The 18,263-nt window shown below is 49.7% G+C and carries 18 protein-coding genes; 2 read left to right on the plus strand and 16 right to left on the minus strand.

Features of this window, described 5'->3' with window-relative positions:
- Nucleotides 1-22: 22 nt before the first annotated feature.
- Nucleotides 23-2,011 carry a primary-amine oxidase gene (locus AB1757_00570; protein MEW6125526.1) on the minus strand — a complete coding sequence of 663 codons (1,989 nt, stop codon included), beginning with the start codon at nt 2,009-2,011 and terminating at the stop codon, nt 23-25.
- A gap of 480 nt (nt 2,012-2,491) precedes the next feature.
- On the opposite strand from AB1757_00570, the gene AB1757_00575 reads away from it, so the two are divergent.
- The gene (locus AB1757_00575; GenBank protein ID MEW6125527.1) at nt 2,492-2,983 is read left to right on the plus strand and encodes a hypothetical protein; all 492 of its coding nucleotides are present in this window, start codon (nt 2,492-2,494) and stop codon (nt 2,981-2,983) included.
- 142 nt (nt 2,984-3,125) lie between these two features.
- Here AB1757_00575 and AB1757_00580 read toward each other — a convergent pair whose 3' ends face one another.
- A complete protein-coding gene (locus tag AB1757_00580; GenBank protein MEW6125528.1) occupies nt 3,126-5,525 on the minus strand; it encodes an O-antigen ligase family protein in 2,400 nt (799 codons plus the stop codon).
- Nucleotides 5,526-5,776: 251 nt separating this feature from the next.
- Between AB1757_00580 and AB1757_00585 the strand changes: the two genes are divergently transcribed.
- Nucleotides 5,777-5,923: a hypothetical protein gene (locus AB1757_00585; protein ID MEW6125529.1), complete on the plus strand. Its 147-nt coding sequence runs from the start codon at nt 5,777-5,779 to the stop codon at nt 5,921-5,923.
- 128 nt (nt 5,924-6,051) lie between these two features.
- Here AB1757_00585 and AB1757_00590 read toward each other — a convergent pair whose 3' ends face one another.
- The 14 genes from AB1757_00590 to AB1757_00655 form a co-directional block, all read right to left on the minus strand.
- Nucleotides 6,052-6,636, minus strand: coding sequence for a type 1 glutamine amidotransferase domain-containing protein (locus AB1757_00590; GenBank protein MEW6125530.1), 585 nt, complete (start codon nt 6,634-6,636; stop codon nt 6,052-6,054).
- Nucleotides 6,637-6,945: 309 nt separating this feature from the next.
- Entirely contained in the window at nt 6,946-8,088 is a 1,143-nt protein-coding gene (locus AB1757_00595) for a pyridoxal phosphate-dependent aminotransferase (protein ID MEW6125531.1), read from the minus strand.
- A 2-nt stretch (nt 8,089-8,090) separates the two neighbouring features.
- Nucleotides 8,091-8,837 (minus strand): deoxyribonuclease V, encoded by a 747-nt coding sequence (nfi, locus tag AB1757_00600; GenBank protein MEW6125532.1) that lies wholly within the window; start codon nt 8,835-8,837, stop codon nt 8,091-8,093.
- 21 nt (nt 8,838-8,858) lie between these two features.
- A complete protein-coding gene (locus tag AB1757_00605) occupies nt 8,859-9,689 on the minus strand; it encodes a 2,3,4,5-tetrahydropyridine-2,6-dicarboxylate N-succinyltransferase (GenBank protein MEW6125533.1) in 831 nt (276 codons plus the stop codon).
- Nucleotides 9,690-10,060: 371 nt separating this feature from the next.
- On the minus strand, nt 10,061-10,948 hold the full coding sequence (gene dapA, locus AB1757_00610) for a 4-hydroxy-tetrahydrodipicolinate synthase (GenBank protein MEW6125534.1): 888 nt from the start codon (nt 10,946-10,948) through the stop codon (nt 10,061-10,063).
- A gap of 18 nt (nt 10,949-10,966) precedes the next feature.
- Nucleotides 10,967-11,641, minus strand: coding sequence for a dihydrodipicolinate reductase C-terminal domain-containing protein (locus AB1757_00615; GenBank protein ID MEW6125535.1), 675 nt, complete (start codon nt 11,639-11,641; stop codon nt 10,967-10,969).
- Complete coding sequence (locus AB1757_00620) at nt 11,638-12,294, minus strand: hypothetical protein (GenBank protein ID MEW6125536.1); 657 nt, start codon at nt 12,292-12,294, stop codon at nt 11,638-11,640. Before AB1757_00620 ends, AB1757_00615 begins: the two co-directional genes overlap by 4 nt.
- A 16-nt stretch (nt 12,295-12,310) precedes the next feature.
- Complete coding sequence (locus AB1757_00625) at nt 12,311-12,970, minus strand: hypothetical protein (protein MEW6125537.1); 660 nt, start codon at nt 12,968-12,970, stop codon at nt 12,311-12,313.
- Between the two features lie 42 nt (nt 12,971-13,012).
- Nucleotides 13,013-14,413, minus strand: coding sequence for an aspartate kinase (locus tag AB1757_00630; protein ID MEW6125538.1), 1,401 nt, complete (start codon nt 14,411-14,413; stop codon nt 13,013-13,015).
- A 76-nt stretch (nt 14,414-14,489) separates the two neighbouring features.
- Nucleotides 14,490-14,849 carry a four helix bundle protein gene (locus tag AB1757_00635; GenBank protein ID MEW6125539.1) on the minus strand — a complete coding sequence of 120 codons (360 nt, stop codon included), beginning with the start codon at nt 14,847-14,849 and terminating at the stop codon, nt 14,490-14,492.
- A gap of 62 nt (nt 14,850-14,911) precedes the next feature.
- Nucleotides 14,912-15,964, minus strand: coding sequence for an aspartate-semialdehyde dehydrogenase (gene asd, locus AB1757_00640; GenBank protein ID MEW6125540.1), 1,053 nt, complete (start codon nt 15,962-15,964; stop codon nt 14,912-14,914).
- 362 nt (nt 15,965-16,326) lie between these two features.
- Nucleotides 16,327-16,968 (minus strand): hypothetical protein, encoded by a 642-nt coding sequence (locus AB1757_00645; GenBank protein ID MEW6125541.1) that lies wholly within the window; start codon nt 16,966-16,968, stop codon nt 16,327-16,329.
- Between the two features lie 30 nt (nt 16,969-16,998).
- Entirely contained in the window at nt 16,999-17,208 is a 210-nt protein-coding gene (locus AB1757_00650; GenBank protein MEW6125542.1) for a hypothetical protein, read from the minus strand.
- The gene (locus tag AB1757_00655; GenBank protein ID MEW6125543.1) at nt 17,205-18,209 is read right to left on the minus strand and encodes a M20/M25/M40 family metallo-hydrolase; all 1,005 of its coding nucleotides are present in this window, start codon (nt 18,207-18,209) and stop codon (nt 17,205-17,207) included. The genes AB1757_00650 and AB1757_00655 overlap by 4 nt, the downstream gene beginning before the upstream one ends.
- Nucleotides 18,210-18,263: the final 54 nt, after the last annotated feature.

The following is an 18,263-nucleotide window of genomic DNA, read 5'->3' on the forward strand; positions in this document are numbered from 1 at the left end:
CGGTTGAGATGAATTAAATCATCTATTTCGGCACGTCGAGCGCCGGATTCTTTACGAAAAAACCGCTCGGCATCAATTTGAATGTGGCTTTGTGAACCGTCATCACCGGCCACTCTTCCGGTCGCGGAATGTGGGTGACGCCAAGCGTGTACCACACCACCAAATCCCGGTTTTCAAGCGGGCGATTGGCTTTTGTCCATTTCGGTAACCCTTCGCCGCCTTTGCTCTGATTGATGTAATACCCGGCGGCATAGAGTTCATCCTTGGCATAAGCCGTTGCCCATAGATGGGCATTCATAAAGCCCGCGCGTTTTCTCACCGACGAAGTCGACGCCGCATAGGGAAGGGAGTTTTCCCCAGGAAAAAGCAGGTAACCGGTCGGCTCGCCAAGCGTGTTTTTATTCGAGGGATTGATGATTTTCCATTTGCGACTATTGGCTAAACTCATCTGTCGTTGCGCCTGCAACTCGGTGCGCAGCAGCGTTTCCTGCATGGTAAAGGCATTATTGTAAGGATTATTTTTCCCGGCGGGGCTTGCCTGGGTGTTCATTTCAACGATGCTGTTTTCGGTGCCATCGACATCGAAATCCAGACGGAAATTGAAAAAGTGTTGATGATGAACCGCTTCAACCTGCGGCGCAACTTTGTGCCCGTTGGTGAAATGATGTCCGTTGTTTTCGTCTTCGGCAATGCCACGCGCCGCCATAATTCCTGTGAGTTGCACTTCCATTTCCAGCACGCCATCCTGATGAAAAACCCAGTTGAATCCATATTCGTAATTGCCGACATTGGCAAACCACGAAATCACCAACTGCCGCGCCCGACGCGATTCGTTATGCACAAACGGCAAGGTCGTATAATCGACATGTTTCCAGAGCACGCCGCCATCGCGTTCATAAAGCGCCACGGCGCGAGGCAGCGGAACCGCCGCGCCGTTATCTTGCGCAAAGACCGCGTTGAATAACGTGGCATTGTCCGGGTAATCGGTTTTCGCTTCAAGCGATAATGCCAGACGTCCGATGCCATATTCGCCTTCATCCACAGCGTTGCGGAAAAACCAACCGGCGCGCGCATCGCCATAAGGCACGACCATTTCCGAAAGCCCGGCGCGATAAAGAATCGGACGCGCTTTGCCCTGGTCTTCGTAACCGACTGTGTAAAGCACCAACCCTTCGCGCGGGTGCATCCCGTAACGAAAGCGCCATTTCTGCCAGCGCACTTCGTTGCCGTTTACCTGAAAACTTGCGCCTTCGGGTTGCACGATGGTTAAAGGCTTGGGGGCTTCGCGAAGTTTGCCGACGGCTTTCATATCCATCTCGCCGGTCTCTTTCGGCACCGGAACGACGCCCGCATCAACTAAACGATAAACTTTTTTAGTATTCAAATTGACATAAGCGATGACGCCTTCGATGGGGCGCGCATAGGCATTTTTGGTTCCGGCGTTGTAATAAGAGATGGCGCGGGCGACGCGCGCATCTTGCGCTTCATCGGTTCCAAAAAAACCTGCCGACCAGGCATCAATCTGCACGTTTTTAAAATCCGAAATGCCGCGCTTGCGCATTGCCGCCTGCCACTCAGGGTCGTTGCGAACGATTTCCTGAGTCAATAGAAAATCTTCGACCAGAAACATCGGTTGCACGCCCGGAACTTCCTTCCACGACGCCAGCGATTTTTTATTGAGGTCAACGATGGCTTCAAAAGTTTTATTCGGCGCGCGTTCATAAATGACCACGAAGGCTTCGCGTCTGAACTGATCGCCTGCTTTAAAATTGAGGACTTCGGATTTTGGCGGTTCGTTCAACACAATGGTTGAATAGCGACTGTCATTTGTCACTTTTCCCGCGGCTTTCAAGACTTCAACGGTCGCAGCAATCTCTTCACGGCTGAGCGGGTCAAGCGGATGAGTTGGATAATCTATAGCAAGCGCAGAGATTCCCAGTAACCCAAGCCAGAGAAGATACAACACAGGTTTCAAGCGTTGGGGAAGGGAAGGAATGTTTTTATTGTTCATATTCAATCCATTCAGGTTTTTCAGGTAATTTGATTGTTAACCTCACGACCATACAGGTTCAGTTTTTTGTGCGTCAGGCTCATTACCGAACCTTGAGAAATCAGCAGCCATTTCATCTTGGTCGCCAGGTTTCACTGCCTGGCGCTCTCTTGAAATCGAGAACGCTTGCGATTCTTACAAATTAATCCAAAGGCAAAAGGGTTATACAATTGACAGTAGATTTTGGAGAATATACTATGTGGCGGTATGATTTCCACCTGTTAATCAAATTAACGTTTAATATAGGTTATTTTTAAAATTTTGCCCGATTCGCTAGCTTCCGAAGAGGAGTTGTGTCTAAGAAAAGTTGTCCGTTGCAGTCTGTAGCCCTCACTAAAATCGTGTGGCAATCAGCGTTTCACCGACAAATCTGGTCGCCCACAATCAAAATGTTCTCAAGTCGGATCAATCCAACAATTTTCTATGAAGAGGAGAAGAGCAATGAGCAAAGTGATAAAAAAAGTAAAACAAGGCGGTATGATGAGTTTGGAAATCGTGCTTGGATGTTTTCTGGTATGGATAGTGATAGCTGCCTGGCAAGCTTCACCCACACAGAGCGCTTCGGTTAAAGCTGCCAATGCCGCCGGTAATTTGTTGGCAATTTCAGGCACGAGTCCTTCCCCATCCTTTCAGATGGTTTGCCTTCAGGATGATTCTAATGGCAATACCATCTCCATAGATACAACGACAGGGTTCTATTGTTTCAGCGGGGATAACTTTTCCCTGCAAGGAACCGGGAGCGTCACGATAAAAGGTTCAACGCTGACCCTTCAACATTTTACTTCTAATCGCCGGGTATTGGCTTATTACGACGACACTCAGAAAAGAGGCAGTGCTTCGGCGCAATCCGGCCCCGCCACAATCGTACGTACCATCGCTTCCAGAAATACCACGAATGATGTTTGTAGCGGTTGTGCAAGTGTCGAGAAGTAGTCAGTGAGATGATGTCAACGGCAAGTTAAGGCGCGGGCGACAAAGGGTTAGCAAATTATCGCCAGCCGTTCCCGCGCCGTTGTCAGAGCCAACAGTTTAATCGGTTGCCAGACCTGCTTATCCAGAATCTGGCAGCCGGTTTTCATTTTTCCGTGGCAAGTTTTAGTTTTAAAAATTCAATATGCGCGGTTATTTCTGAAGTCGAGACCTCTTGTTGAGGTTCGTGTGCCAATACTTCCCATTCTTTTATTGCTGCCCGATACTGCTGCTCTTTTTCATAAATTGCAGCCAGAAGTTGGTGACAAGCCGGGCAACTGCCTGCGCTGAGCGCCTGCGCTAACCACTCTTTGGCATCAGTAAATCTGCCTTTTCTTTCTGCCCTGTGCGCCCGCTTTAACCAATCCTGCATCGCGATATTTAGCTGACCGTTGCGCGCTCGTATCAATGCCGATCTGGCTTCGGCGGATGATGGATTTAACCTGATGGCGATTTCGGCTTCTTCGGCGGCTCTCTCCCGATCATCATTAGCAAGCCAAGCCTCAGCCATCATCAAGTGGCTACTATAAAAATTCGCGTCCCAGTTGATTGCCTGTTCGGCAAAACTGAGCAATCGCTCTTTATCTCCAGCCTGCATCGCCAGATTAGCGAGCAACACATAATTCGATTCCGGCGTGAGCGTACAAGCAAGCGATTTTTCAGCATGGCGGATGCCGGTTTCTACGGTTTCAGAAGCCTCGCCTGAAAGTGTGGCGCGCTGTTTGCCGGTTCCGTCATCGGGAATCGCTTGGCGCGACACGCTACTGATATATTGTGACAATGACTGCGCAAAGAGATAGTCATAAGCATTGACAGGATTGACGCCCTGGGTCGCCTGTTCGCCGTTTCTCATTAAACCGGATAAATCTTTGGCGATGACTGCCTGAAACGCCTGTTTGATCGCCTGGTCGGAACGAGCAGCGCCGATTGCGTACCAGACAGCGAGCGCCAGAAAAATAATCCCTGCTGCGAGCAGCAAGCGACTCACATAAATCCAAAGCCTTTTTGTGGGTGTTGAGGGAGAAAAACTGAACCTGTTCGCCGTTTCAGGTTGCGCAATAATGGTTGCTGGTCCAGCGCCAAGTCCGGCGTCTGGCGCGTCATCTTTATCATCTTGCACGCCGGCAAGTTGCGCGGTTGCCAGCGCCAGCGCCATGAAGACGAAAAAATATAACCCCGTGGGAATTTGTTCATAAATAAAAAAATTATGCGTTGACACGCCAACCAGTGCGGCAAGCATTCCGGCGCTGAGAAATTTCACTTGCCGGTTGGGAGCACCCCGATAGGCGCGGTACAAAAGCTGAAATGCCGAGACAATAAATGCCAGATAAAATATCGCTCCTGCCAGACCGTATGAGATTACCGCGTCCAGATAAGCATTATGCGAACTTTCATTGTTTATTTGCGGAGCATTTAATGCCAGCGCTGTGGATTTGTAAACTAGAAAAGCTTTACGGAAACCTTCCGGGCCACACCCGGTGATGGCATAGTGGGGAACAGCTTTGAAGGCATCGTGCCACAAAATTGTGCGTCCTGAACCGGTCAAGCCGTCCATTGCGAATGAACGCAACCGCGCGGTTACACTTTGCCCTTTCGGACTCAAGGCAATGGCTAAAACGCCCAGCAGAATAGTAATGGAAGCGATGGCAAGGCTCACCAATTGCCGTTTCCCGACAACCGGCAATCGTGCTTGCCGGTTCTTTTTTCCTATCCAGATTAAAGTCAGGCTTGCGCCCAACAACCCCAACCACGCGCCCCTTGTTCCGCTACAAATGATTGCCGCAATCGAAAGCCCGGTTGCGATCATGGCAATTCGCCGAAGGCTTCCATTAGACAGGAATGCCAGACTTACGCCTAATGGGGTTGTGTAGAGCAAAAAGTTGCCCAGATAGTTTGCATGACCGAGCGTGCCGGGTACACGCACAATATCTCCTTGAGGTGAAGCAAAGGTATAAGTGGTCGCAGATAGAAAAGGGTCATTGCCCACAAACTGGACAATGGCATAAATGGCGATGAGCGCTCCGGTTAAAAACATCGCCCATGCCATCATCTCCAAACGCGCCTGACAACGGTTAAGAGCGACAATAATCCCTATAAAACAGATGAAAAAACAGACATAGGTCAGCAGCCCCATCTGTTTTTCATAGCTGCCGAAAAATGCCGTGCGCGGCGACACCCCGAAATAAGTGGAAACCGCAATCGCCGCAAGATAGAGCAGGGCGAAAAGAAGATGTTTTGATTTGAGTGCTGCGAAGTGGTTGAGCGGATGATGACTCAAAGCCATAAAAAGCGTCAGCGCCAAAAATAGAATCGCGGCTCCCAGCAGTAAGGCAATAAATTTAGGCAATACCATGATGCTATAGAGAGAGGTGCTGAAGATGAGCGGTACGCTGACCAGTACCGCCAAACACCCCCGGAAAACCACGCTGCGCAAATGCTCACCGGATGGTTGATGCGGTGGATTTTCCAACTGACGAAAGGTTTTACTCGCATCTTTTTGCGACAAGATAAAATGTCCTTAAACTGAATTAGCAGAGGCGGCATATCCGCCTGTTTGTTCTGAATTGGAGGAAGAAGATTGCCAGACAAAATCTACAACTTCAAATTGCTATCGTAAGCCACACTTTTCATTGCGCCCGATGCGCAAGCTCTTTATGCATACATCATTATCAAACCGGATAATTACCCCAGCACATATGTTCTCGCGCATATTCATTACGTAGCGCAGAGCGAAGGCTACAAAGAAAAATATTTGCAATGGTTTTTGAGAACGATGCTTTCGTTGATGCAGGGATACGCGAACGCGCCAAACAGGAAGACAGCGTTTTTTCTATCCGCCCGCTTGAAAAAGACTCACAAGGCGTTTGCCATTGCACGCAGGATATTAAACTTCGCCGATTGTGATACCGGATTGATAACCCTAAACAGAGCAAAACAATTGTTGTTTTTCTTTCAAATTGATGTCGGGCGCAAAGCGAGAGCCGACACCTAACTTTGCGCCCGGTAATCTCTACACACGAGATGTGAAAAAGTTACGTTCTGCCGGTGCGCTCGGCAAATTTACTCTGGCGATGGGTTTGTTGACTGAATAACGAAATCATTTCTCGATTGAATGCCGGAATATCATCGGGTTTGCGACTGGTCACCAGTCCGTTTTCATTGACGACATCCCGATCAACCCATTTAGCTCCCGCATTCAGCAAATCGGTTTTAATCGAATGCCAGGAGGTAAGGGTGCGCCCTTTGGCTGCGCCTGCATCAATCAACAGGCAGGGACCATGACAAATCGCCGCAACCGGTTTGCCTGCGTCAAAAAATTCTTTAATGAAAGCAATAGCGCGTGGCGTGATGCGCAGTTTATCGGGATTGATGACGCCGCCAGGCAATAATAAGGCGTCAAACTCATCTGAACGCGCATTATCCAAAGCGACATCAACAGGGAATTCATCGCCCCACTGGGTATGCTGCCAGCCTTTTACTTTCTTTCCGGCAGGTGAAACAATTTGCGTAACCGCTCCTGCTGCTTCCAATGCCTTTTTCGGTTCGGTGAGTTCCACCTGCTCAAACCCATTCTCAACCAGAATCGCAACTTTCAAATTGCTTAATTGTTTATCCATCTTAAAATCTCCTTTATTGATGATACTAAACCTGAGCGGCAAACCGGACTGATGGTCATGAGACGGACTGGCGATGTTTATCTGCGCGATAAACAGTCGCAGTTTGTCCTTTAACCATACTCATTTGGATTTGCAACTCAGTATGAAATTTAAACGAGCAATTGCAATGCCATCTCAATGAAGAAACCTGAAGATATGAGACCGGTGAAAAGGAGATGAGATTAAACCATTATCTCTGAATGACGGATTATAAAATTCTCTTCAATTGAATTTGAAGAAGCCTGACAAATCTGCTTGAGATTTTAGCTCTCAAGCAAATTTTTGTAATCCTTTTGCCATACGCTGAATAGCTTCTTCGATAAACGTTGGTTCGATGGAATACGATAATCGCAAGTAACCGCGCCCTTCTTTGCCGAACGCATCGCCGGGAACCGTGATGACACCCTCTTCAAGCAAACGCATCGCCACCGCTTCGGCTTCACCGTAACGCGAAATATCAAGCATGACATAAAACCCGCCTTCGCCGGCAACATACGGTAAACCGAGTTCTCGCTCTATCGCTGCGCTTATTACATCGCGGCGATGTTTCAGTTCATCGCGCATGGCTTTTGTCGCCTTACGACCTTCATCTGTAAAAGCGGCGAGCGCAGCTTTTTGTGAAACCGATGAAGCGCAGGAAGAGATGTATTGGTGCATCACCGTAACATAGCGTATGACTTCCGCATCGCCAACCGCCCAACCCAATCGCCAGCCGGTCATGCTCATCATTTTCGACATGCCCGAAACGATAATCGTTTTGTCATAAAACTCCGCTAGCGACGACGGGCGCTCGTCTGTGAAATAGAGTTCGCGGTAGATTTCATCAGCAATGATGTATACCTCTGACCCGCGCAAGGTATCGGCAATGAACTGCAAATCCGCGCGACTGATGACGCGGCTCGTCGGATTTGATGGCGAGACAATCAACGCCAAACGGGTTTTATCGGTAAGCGATTTTTCAAATTCTCGGCGGTCAAATTGAAAACCTTTGGCGGCAGGCATCACGTAGTGTACGACCTGCGCTCCGGCGATTTCGGCAATCGTTGTATAGGCGCTAAAACCAGGGTCGGGCAAAACGGCTTCGTCACCGGGATTGAGAATCGAGAGCATCACGGCAAACAAAGCTTCTTCCGCGCCGTTGGTGACACAGACAGAATCGGCTCCTATAGCCGATTTCAAGCCATCGCTATGAAAACGGGCAACCTGTTCGCGCAACGCCAGCAGTCCGGCATTTGGCGTGTAACCGAGTCGTTCTTCTTTAACGACCCGCGCCGCTTCCCGGCGAATCACCTCGGGGGTTAAGAAATCCGGTTCGCCAAGTCCCAGGTTGATTGACCCCGCAGGCGCAGCGTCATACAAACGCCGCGTCGCGCTCTTTTGCACATGCTTAATTCTGTCAGCCGGTTTGAACATAATTAAATTTTCGGCGGTTGCCACGCCTCATTGCGTCGCAAAGCGTTGACGAACAGGTGCGCCAGCCGCGTCGGTTCCGGTATGCGATACTTGCTGCCTTTCGCTTTACCGGTCGTTTCCTCACCCGCTGCGTAACCTTTTACGCAACGCAAAGTCAAAGCCATTGAGGTTTGAATGTCAGCCATATGCCCGGGTGAAATATAGACCGGGCTGGTGCGGTTTTTAGTTCGTACGACTGCGCCAATGGTTTCGCCTTTGTCCATAAGCAACGACCAACTGCCCGTGGTTTCCGGTGGCTCTTCATACTTGCCGGTGAGCAGAGATTTGCCGCAACCGATGGTCGGCAGTCCCAAAACCAGTCCCATATGCGAAGCAATGCCGACCCTGCGCGGATGGGCGATGCCTTGCCCGTCAAACATCACGACATCGGGTCGCATAGCTAAACGTTCCCAGGCTTCCAGAAGCGGCGGCGCTTCACGAAACGAAAGCAATCCGGGAATGTAGGGAAATGTCACTTTGGTTTCAACGCCTGCGGTCGCAATGACTTTGAGTTCTGGCAACTGCAATACCACGAATGCCGCATAAACCACCGGCGAATATTTGTTGAATGAAACGTCGGCTCCCGCGACCAACTCGATATCATCCGGCAGCGGTTGAATGATGACCTGTTCGCGCAAGCGGTTTTGTAAAGCGATGGCTTCTTTCGGACTCACATCCCATGAATGAAATTGCTTGATTGATTTTTTCATCGCTCAATTCGCTACCGCCGGTTAGCGCAGGAAATCTTCGAGCTTTACCGATGCGTCGGTTTTTTCATCGCGATACTTGACGATAATCGGCATATAGACCGAAAGCCCTAACGCTTCACCTTTACCTTTTGTGACCGCACGCGATCCCGCGACCACCACCGCGCCCGCAGGAATTTCCAGCGGCGCGTCTTCGGTTTTGCGATAAAAACGGTCGTTGACCAGATCGTAAACCGGGGTGCCGCCGGTGATAATCGTGCCCGCCGCCAGCACCGCGCGTTCGCGAATGATTGCGCCTTCATAGACGCCGCAATTGCCGCCGATTAACACATCGTCTTCAATAATCACTGGCATTGAACCGATGGGTTCGAGCACGCCGCCGATTTGCGCGGCTGCGGAAATATGAACACGCTTGCCGACCTGCGCGCACGAGCCAACCAGGGCGTGCGAATCAATCATCGTGCCTTCGTCAACATAAGCGCCGGCATTGACATACATCGGCGGCATACAGGTGACGCCGCGCGCGATGAAACAACCGTCGCGAATCGAAGACCCGCCCGGCACAATGCGCACACCGTCATCTGCGCCGATGCGTTTTAACGGGTAGGTGTGTTTGTCGAAGAAGCGAAAGTTTTCGTTGACGGAAAAGTCTTCGATGCGCCCCAGTCGAAAGCCGAGCAGGATGCCTTGCTTGACCCAGAAATTGACGCGCCACTGTCCAGCGACTTTTTCAGCGGCACGCGCTTCGCCGCGATTGAGCGCAGCTTTGAATTCATCGAATAAGGCGAAGTGTTCGTCGCCAAACTGCGCGGGCGGGTTTTCAAATAAGCTTTGAATGTTTTCAGCTAATGCCATTGCGATTTCAACCTCATTAAATCAATTGCAAATCAAGCGGTTTGGCGTTGGTTTTCTGTTGATGTTACAATCGGCTTCATATGAATCCAAATGTGGCAATCATATCATCTGTGATAGCGGTTGTTACCATCGTTTTAGCGATCTTTGGCGCGTCATGGCTAAATCAGCGAGTCACCGAAAAACTGCTTGAGCAAATGGAAAGACGATTTGATGCTCGGTTCGATACTCTGTTGACAGAGTTTCGTTCGGAGATCAAACGCCTTGACCAACGGTTGGATTCTGTTGAACATCGCCTTGATAGAATAGAACGACAACTTGAGGCTATATTTAAACCGGTGCTGCCTCCACGTTCTTGATGGTTTTGCTATCTATTAAATCAATTGCAAATCAACCAGCACCTTGCGGAGTTTCTCACGTGTCGCTTCACTAACCGGAACAATCGGCAAACGCGCGGTCTCTTCGATTTTGCCCATCATCGCCAGTGCCGCCTTAACCGGCGCGGGACTGGTTTCAATAAAATTGGCTTTCATTAACGGCATCAGTTGAGCGTTCAAACGACGCGCTTCTGCGTAGTCGCCATCATTGCAGGCTTTGGTAAGCTGAGTCATCTGTCGCGGAATTTCATTCGAGGCGACGGAAATCAACCCGCAACCGCCGACGGCAACCAGCGGCAAAGTCATCGAATCATCGCCCGACAGCAACAGGAAATCTTCCGGCATCCGAATGGCGATGTCGGTGATTTGCGAAATATCGCCCGAGGCTTCTTTGACGCCGACGATGTTGGGAAACTCTGCGATGCGCAACAAGGTGTCCGGCAATAAATTGACATTGGTGCGCGGCGGCACGTTGTAAACGATAATCGGCAAATTCGTTGACTCGGCGATGGCGCGATAATGTTGGAATAAACCTTCCTGCGTCGGTTTATTGTAATAAGGCGTCACCGACAACAACCCATCAACGCCCAGGCGTTCGTATTCGCGGGCTTTTTCGATAATCGCTGCGGTATTGTTGCCGCCTGCCCCGGCAATCACCGGCACACGTTTACCGGCAGTTTCCAGAACGATTTCAACGACGCGATGTTGTTCGCTGTTCGTCAGCGTCGGGGTTTCGCCGGTGGTTCCGCAGGGCACCAGAAAATTGATGCCTTCGGCAATCTGCCACTCAACGAACGCCCGGAGTGCCGCTTCGTTAATTGATAAATCTTTATTGAACGGCGTCACCAGCGCCGTCCCGCATCCTCTGAGGTCTTGTATGTTCATTTTCGTTTCTCGATTCAATTAAGCATGTTCGCCAAAAATTTGCGGAAATTCATAGAAGCCTTTTCGCGCTTCAATCCACTTTGCCGCAACAATCGCGCCTTCGGCGAAACCTGCGCGACTGCGCGCCGTGTGGGTAATCGTCAAGGTATCGACTTCCGAATCGAAGCCGACCGTATGCGTGCCGGGAATGTATCCGGCGCGGGTGCTTGCCGTCGGCGTTGACCTGCCATATACCTCGTCGATTCGCTGTTTCAATGAAAGCGCCGTGCCCGATGGCGCATCCAGTTTGAATTTGTGATGCGCCTCTTCCAAAAACGGGTCGTAGCTGTCGAAATCTTTAAAAAGCTTTGCCGCGTATTCGACGATTTTGAACATCAGGTTGACGCCGATGCTGAAGTTCGAGCCGTACACCAATCCGATGTTTGCGGTTTCGACAATCATTCGCGCTTCACTGAGTTTGTCATACCAGCCGGTGGTGCCAATGACTATTGATTTACCGGCGTTGGCGGCTAATTGCAAATTCTCAATTACGACATCGGGTCGGGTGAAATCGATGCACACGTCTGCGTCTCGAAGTTCGCCGCGACCGCCAACAATCGGGTCAATCACGCAAGCAATGTCGAGTTGATGACGCGCCGCTGCCTGCTCAAGCATATGTCCCATTTTGCCATAACCGAAGAGTGCGATTTTCATAGCTCTTTCAATTCCTTGACCAGTTCTTTAATCGAAAACTTCAACATCACCTCTTTACCCTGCAACGAAAACATGGCGCTGGCTTCATCGTTTAAATCGCCGATGACGGGTTTGCCGCTGGCATTTTTTCGCGGCACCAGCGCCGCATATTGGTTGCCTTTGTCGACTTCAAACGCCGTCGCCAATGCTTCTTTGAGCCGGGGTTTGAACGTCGCATCGTAAACTTCGGCGTCGGTGATGCGATTGGCGGCGTCGTGTTCTTTGTAAAGCGTGAAGGCTTTTTTATCCAATGGGTCCCAGGGTTTTTTGCTGCCTACTTTGATAAACAGGTAAAACATATAATGTTTTTCCGGGCGCAAATCGAAATATTCCCAATCGGCTTCTTTGACATTCAATTGTCCTTTGTCAAGCATATCGGAAACCAATACGCGCACCACTTCATCAGTTACCCACAAGACTTTGGCGCTGATGCCGCCGCGAAATTTGGCGATGATACCTGTGCCGCGTGAAGCTTTTTCCAGAATCGCTTTGCGCTCAGTGGGCGCAATGTAACGTTTCCAGGTTGCGCTCTGGGTTGAAAAAACGTTTGCATTAATGCCGGTTGAAAAAAACATCACACACAGTGAAAAAATCATCAGTGATTTGCGTAACATGCTGCCTCCGCGAAAATCAAAATACGCATTCGGTATTGACGGCTAACCTGCGCACTTCGAGGCGCGAAGGTTGAAAGATAATGGTTTCAATCTGCTCGGTGCTTGCTTTGATGTGATAAGCAACGCCCGCATCATTCACCAGATAATAATAGCCGCCGGAATCCTGCTCGGCGCATTTTTTGAAACTGCGGTCAATTTTTAAATCGCCGCGAAAAATTGTAGTCGCCGGTTTCAGATAAATGGTGAACACTTTATTCGCCATCGCAGCCGGAGCGCGATAAAGCTTTGCCAGACTTGCCGTCAAATAAGAAAAGGTCACCACCCCGGTTTCGGTTTTATATGGACCGACCAGCGAACTATCCGGCGCATCCGCCGGTTCGCCGAACATTCGCGCCACGTCGGCAGTCGTTGAACGTAGCGGCGTCAGCCCCTGCCAGGTATTTTTTTTCACCATATCAATCAAGCCGCGCGCATCGCCGGTTGTCGGGCGTGTAACGGGTGGAGGAGTTGGGGGGGGCAGAGGTTTCTCGGTATTCACAGGCGGTTCAGGGTCGCGTGAACGATTGGGAGCAATGCGGGTTCGCGAATTGTTACGACCCGATTGCGCCAAAACCAACCCGCAAAACAGCGCGAGTGATAAAACAACACCTGTATAAGATTTTAATAGCTTCTTCATTTTTACCTGCTCATTTGAGATTCAAGTTTTACAGCAATGGAACTAGGATTCAAAAACTGTTGTGTCGAGTTCACTGAAAAAAACCTCGTGCAATTTAGAAATGACCATTTCGACATCGCTTGCAGCCATCACGATGTTCATCATAATCGGCGATGAACCGTGCAATATCGCATTGACTGTGACGGCTTCCAATGCTTTAAAGACGCGACCGGCAAGCGTTGCATCTTCGTTAAGCTCGGTGCCAACCAGAGAAATAATCGCTTTGTCATGTTCAATGGTCGCGTTGGTGAATTTAGAAATTTCCGCGAGCAAGTCACGTTCGGTCGTTTCATCCATCGCCACGCTATCGACCGCAAAAGCCATATTCAATCCCGACACCGCTGTGATGAGCGGCGCGACGCGGTGTTTAATCATTTCGTTGATGATGGTTTTTAGTGAATCTTCCGGCAAAAAGCTTTGTTCCTCTTCGCCGATGGTTTCAATGGTCGCGTTAATCACCGTAATCGGGCGTTTATAGGCGATTGATTTAATCGCATTGGCGCAGCGTTGAACGCGCTCGGTGATTGCGGTGCCCGTCGCTTCAGGCGCTTTGGAATTGTAAATATGCACCGGAATATTTTTTCGCGCCGCCGGGTGAATGGCTTTCGGATGCAAGACCTTGGCGCCGAAATAGGTGAGCGCCGCGGCTTCGGTAAACGAACAGGTCTTGACGGTTTTTGCGCCTTTATAAATGCGCGGGTCGCAAGTCATCAGCCCCGAAACATCTTTCCAGATTTGAATATCATCGGCATTCATTGCCGCGCCGATGATCGCTGCGGTGTAATCCGAGCCTTCAAATCCGAGGGTTGTGGTCGCGCCCTCGCGGGTTGAGCCGATGAAACCTTGGATCACGGCTACCGTGTTGTCTTCCGCGAGCGGCACAATCACTTGCTGCAAATTGGCGTTAGTGATTTCAAAAATCGGTGATGCGCCGCCAAATCGTTCATCGGTTTTGATGAGTTCGCGGGCATCGAGAAGTCTGGTCTTTAACCCGCGTTCGGCAAAGGCATCGGCGACGATTGCCGACGACAGCAATTCACCATAGGCGAGAATTTTATCCAGACCGCGCGGCGGCACTTCGCCTAAAATCGCTAACCCTTCAAGCAGTTTTTTCAACTCGGCGAAATATTTTTCGATTAAATCAAACGCGCTCCATTGAGTTTTAATCAACTGGCGCGCTTCGCTGGCGTGTCGCGCTTTCAAATCGGCAACGATGGCGAGAGTGGTTTTGGCATCACCCGCCGCCGAGGCTTTTGCCGCTTGCAGAAGTTTGCGCGTCGTCTTGCCCATTGCCGAAACCACGACCGTCGGGCGAAGCGCCACCCGCGCTTTAACAATCTCTGCGACTCGTTCGATGCAGGCGGCATCTTCCACAGAAGTGCCGCCAAATTTCATTACTATCATAGATTCAGTAGGCAGCCGGCAGTAGGCAGCAGGCAGTAGACAATTTCATTTTTGAGTTTATTGTTTCTTACCATTTCTACCTTTGAAGAGAATTAGAAAGCCCGTTAATTGAACGACCAATTTCTGATGTAAGCACGATTATGTTTTGTGAAGCCTGTGGCGGCAAATAACCGAGCCTTTCAGCTATCAGTATTTGCGTTTCGACTTCGCGCAGAGAACCATAAGCGATGGAGAGAAAGTGTGCAAACTCTCCAGCAGACTTGCGTCCTTGCCCCTCCGCAATATTAGACGGAATAGATATGGCTGCTCTGCGAAGTTGGCTAGTTAATCCATAAATCTCTTCTTTGGGAAAATTCTTCGTCTCAGAATAAACTGCTTCAACTAAATCCATAGCTTTTTGCCAGACTATTAAATCTCTGTAATTCTGACTTGCCATATTGATTGAAAGTTTTAATAAACCAAAAATAAAACTGCCTACTGCTTACTGCCTACTGCCTACTAATCCAGCATTCCCTGAGCTTTCATAATTTCCGCATTGAGGATTGCCGCGCCGGCCGCGCCGCGAACCGTATTATGCGACAAAACGACGAAACGAATATCGAACACCGGGCAAGTGCGAATGCGTCCGACAACGGCGCTCATGCCGTTGCCTGCGTCGCGGTCAAAGCGTGGTTGCGGGCGGTCGCGCTCGCTGGTGACGATAACCGGTTGGGCGGGCGCAAACGGCAATTTCAACTCCTGTGGCAACGAACGGAAATTGGCAAGAACCTCTGCGACCTCGTCGGGGGTGGCTTTCTTTTCGAGTTCAACGGAAACGCATTCCATATGCCCGTCTTCAACGAAGACGCGATTGGTATGGGCGCTGATTTTGCAATCGGCAAAACGAATTTTATCGCCATCAAACGTGCCCATGATTTTCAACGGTTCGGTTTCGACTTTGTCTTCTTCGCCGCCGATAAACGGAATCACATTGCCGAGCATATCGATTGCCGAAAGTCCCGGATAGCCCGCGCCCGAAACCGCCTGCATCGTCGAAACGATCAAGCGGTTGACGCCGAACGCCTGATGTAGCGGCGCAATCGCCATCACCAAGCCGATGGTCGAGCAGTTCGGATTGGTGACGATTGCGCCGTTCCAGCCGCGCCGTTCTCGTTGGGTTTTAATTAAGCTGAGATGTTGGTGATTGACTTCGGGTACAAGCAAAGGCACGTCTTCATCCATGCGATGATTTTTTGAATTGCTCAAGACGATGTAACCGGCGCGCGCGAACGCCTCTTCGACTTCGCCTGCAACCGAAGCGTCGAGTCCCGAAAAGACGACTTTGCAATTGAGGTTGGGTTCACAAGATTTTACTTCTTTGTCTTTCAGCGCATCGGGGATGGGCGAATATTGTCGCCACAGGGTCGCGTCTTTGTAAGCTTTGCCCGCCGAACGGTCAGAGGCGGCGAGTTCCGCAGTTTCAAACCACGGATGATTTTCCAGTAATTTGACGAATTTCTGTCCGACCGCTCCGGTCGCGCCCAATATGCCTACAGGAATTTTGTTACTCATAGATTCTCTCTTTATAAAGTGGTTGATGATTAAAGCTGCATTTAGATGCCGCCATCGAACCGGATGAAATGAAAATTAAGTGAATAAGCTTAGCGGTGATGTGTTGGCTCTGACAACTGACAATAGCGGTCAGAGCTATCGTTTGCAGGTTTTGGAAAAGCGTTTGGCAGACAGCGAGGAGGTTTTTGCTGTTTGACTGAAATTTAATTTTCTTAATTCACCAGTTAAATTCATAACCTTTCCAAAACGCATTTCACTGAAGTCGCCGGATTATAGCCGATAATAAGCGGATTTTGAAAGCAAACTTCTGAATTTTTGCTTGTCACGCAATAAAAAATCGCAGCAGGTTTAATCGCCCGGCGTTATTGTTTGCGAATTTTGGCAAGGTGTTTCAAAAACGTTTCAGCGTCTTTGGCTTTAAGCGCCAGCGCAAAAAGTTTTTCGAGCAAGGCGGCATCGTTGATAGTTGCGATTTTTGTTTCGATGTCGAGACCGGGAAATTTCTGCTCTACGAGCATCAGTAACGCTTTGGCAATGCCTTCGCGCTCGCCGATTTGTTCGCCTTCTTCAAGCACCATCTGATAGAAACTCGATTCTTTTAATTCTTGTAAGGGAATCATACCTTTCTCCAAAATCATTTCCAGCAAGCGGACTCGATTATAACGCAACCCGCCCGGCATAAGAAAGTGTACGCCTAAATCGCGTTGCTTCTGTTTGTCTTTCACAGCGCGGAGGAGTTTAGCGCCGACTCTTAAATCCTCCGCGTCGCCTTTCATCAGCGGAATGAACGGCAAAATCCCTTCACGTTTGAGCGCCAGGAAATCTCTCGCTGAACACTCCCAGATTTTAGTCAGGCGAAATGATGATTCGATTTTAAGCGAACCGGCGCGAATAATGCCTGAATGTGGAACCGTTTTTGGTAAACCGCGTTTCGTTGGTAACAGAATATTGCTGTAAACCGGTAAGCGATATTTCATCCATAAACGCGCGTCATAATCTGGCATTCGCTCAAGCAACTCGGCTTTCCATTCAATCTAGGCTTCAGGGTGTACAATGATCTCTTTACCTCCGCGTCGCACCAAATAAACCTGATCAGTGAGTAAAGTCGAAACACTCAATTCAAGCGGCAACGGTTCAATCTCTGCCCGTTCACCGGGTTTCAAGTAACCAAGAAGAATTAAAAGCGATTCGGCATCCTGTTCAGCAAAATATTTGAATGCCTGATCATAAGGTTTCGTGCTCAAGAGGATGCCAGCACAGTTTTTAATTTTTTGACCATCTCAACATAAATATCAACCGCCTCAATCACATCTTTTTTGGCAATCTTTTCGCCTGCGGTGTGAGCATCGAGAATCGAACCGGGTCCATATAACAATGGCTTGCCCCAGTTGGTCAGCGCCGGAATGTCTGTGGTAAATGACACGACGGTTGTGTCATAGCCTTCGAGTTTTTCCATAAACACCGGCTCACATTGAAAACCGTATTCAATGGTGGCGCGGTGGTCGTTGATTCGTTCAATCAGTTTTCTCAATTCGCCGGTTTCCGTAACCACGCGAAACATGAGTTCAGCTTGCGCCGTTGGCGGAATCACGTTTGCCGCCACCCCGCCCGACATTAGTCCGATGTTCATGGTGGTTTCTCCGAGCGTTTCATTTTTCGGAAGTTCGGCACGGCGAAAATCGTTGAGAATATCCAATAATTTTTCAATCGCCGATTCGCCCAGGTGCGGATAAGCCGAATGCGCCGCGCGACCCGAAGCCTTCAAAATGGCTCTCAGCGCCCCTTTCGAGCCGAGCGCCAGTTTCGATTCCGTCGGTTCGCCGTTAATCAGATAGTGGCAATGGTTCGGCAAATGGTTTGCCACTTTTGCGCCGATGCTGCCGTTTTCTTCGCCAACCAGTAACAACATACCGAAATCGCTGACGCCTTCTGCAATCAGGCGCTCGCTGGCTTTAATCATCGAAGTCATCAAGCCTTTGGTATCGCAAGCGCCGCGCCCGTAAATGAACCGGTCATCTTCGCTGAGTTCAACATAAGGCGGCACGGTATCCGTGTGTGTCGAAAGCACCACGTCCGGTTCGCCGCGTTTGGCGTAAAGGTTCGGGCGATTGGTTTCGGCTTCCTGTAATTCGATGGAAAAGCCTATGCCTTCGAGATAGTTTGCCAGAAAATCAACCAACGTTTTTTCATTGCCGCTGATGGATTCGATGTTAATAAGTTGTCGGGTTAAATCGAGTGTGTCCATAAGTGAGGTTGTATGATTGCCTGCCCGGTGAACCGTGGTCAAGGATAAGCGCGA

The sequence above is a fragment of the Acidobacteriota bacterium genome (assembly GCA_040754075.1).
Taxonomy (GTDB): domain Bacteria; phylum Acidobacteriota; class Blastocatellia; order UBA7656; family UBA7656; genus JBFMDH01.

Excerpts from the sequence above, each read along its gene's own strand:
- AB1757_00590 (MEW6125530.1), bottom strand. The coding sequence starts at position 6,636 with ATGGATAAACAATTAAGCAATTTGAAAGTTGCGATTCTGGTTGAGAAT.
- AB1757_00620 (MEW6125536.1), bottom strand. The coding sequence starts at position 12,294 with ATGTTACGCAAATCACTGATGATTTTTTCACTGTGTGTGATGTTTTTT.
- AB1757_00625 (MEW6125537.1), bottom strand. The coding sequence starts at position 12,970 with ATGAAGAAGCTATTAAAATCTTATACAGGTGTTGTTTTATCACTCGCG.
- AB1757_00570 (MEW6125526.1), bottom strand. The coding sequence starts at position 2,011 with ATGAACAATAAAAACATTCCTTCCCTTCCCCAACGCTTGAAACCTGTG.
- AB1757_00635 (MEW6125539.1), bottom strand. The coding sequence starts at position 14,849 with ATGGCAAGTCAGAATTACAGAGATTTAATAGTCTGGCAAAAAGCTATG.
- AB1757_00585 (MEW6125529.1), top strand. The coding sequence starts at position 5,777 with ATGGTTTTTGAGAACGATGCTTTCGTTGATGCAGGGATACGCGAACGC.
- asd (MEW6125540.1), bottom strand. The coding sequence starts at position 15,964 with ATGAGTAACAAAATTCCTGTAGGCATATTGGGCGCGACCGGAGCGGTC.
- dapA (MEW6125534.1), bottom strand. The coding sequence starts at position 10,948 with ATGAACATACAAGACCTCAGAGGATGCGGGACGGCGCTGGTGACGCCG.
- AB1757_00655 (MEW6125543.1), bottom strand. The coding sequence starts at position 18,209 with ATGGACACACTCGATTTAACCCGACAACTTATTAACATCGAATCCATC.
- AB1757_00575 (MEW6125527.1), top strand. The coding sequence starts at position 2,492 with ATGAGCAAAGTGATAAAAAAAGTAAAACAAGGCGGTATGATGAGTTTG.
- AB1757_00645 (MEW6125541.1), bottom strand. The coding sequence starts at position 16,968 with ATGCCAGATTATGACGCGCGTTTATGGATGAAATATCGCTTACCGGTT.
- AB1757_00630 (MEW6125538.1), bottom strand. The coding sequence starts at position 14,413 with ATGATAGTAATGAAATTTGGCGGCACTTCTGTGGAAGATGCCGCCTGC.
- AB1757_00615 (MEW6125535.1), bottom strand. The coding sequence starts at position 11,641 with ATGAAAATCGCACTCTTCGGTTATGGCAAAATGGGACATATGCTTGAG.
- AB1757_00605 (MEW6125533.1), bottom strand. The coding sequence starts at position 9,689 with ATGGCATTAGCTGAAAACATTCAAAGCTTATTTGAAAACCCGCCCGCG.
- AB1757_00595 (MEW6125531.1), bottom strand. The coding sequence starts at position 8,088 with ATGTTCAAACCGGCTGACAGAATTAAGCATGTGCAAAAGAGCGCGACG.
- nfi (MEW6125532.1), bottom strand. The coding sequence starts at position 8,837 with ATGAAAAAATCAATCAAGCAATTTCATTCATGGGATGTGAGTCCGAAA.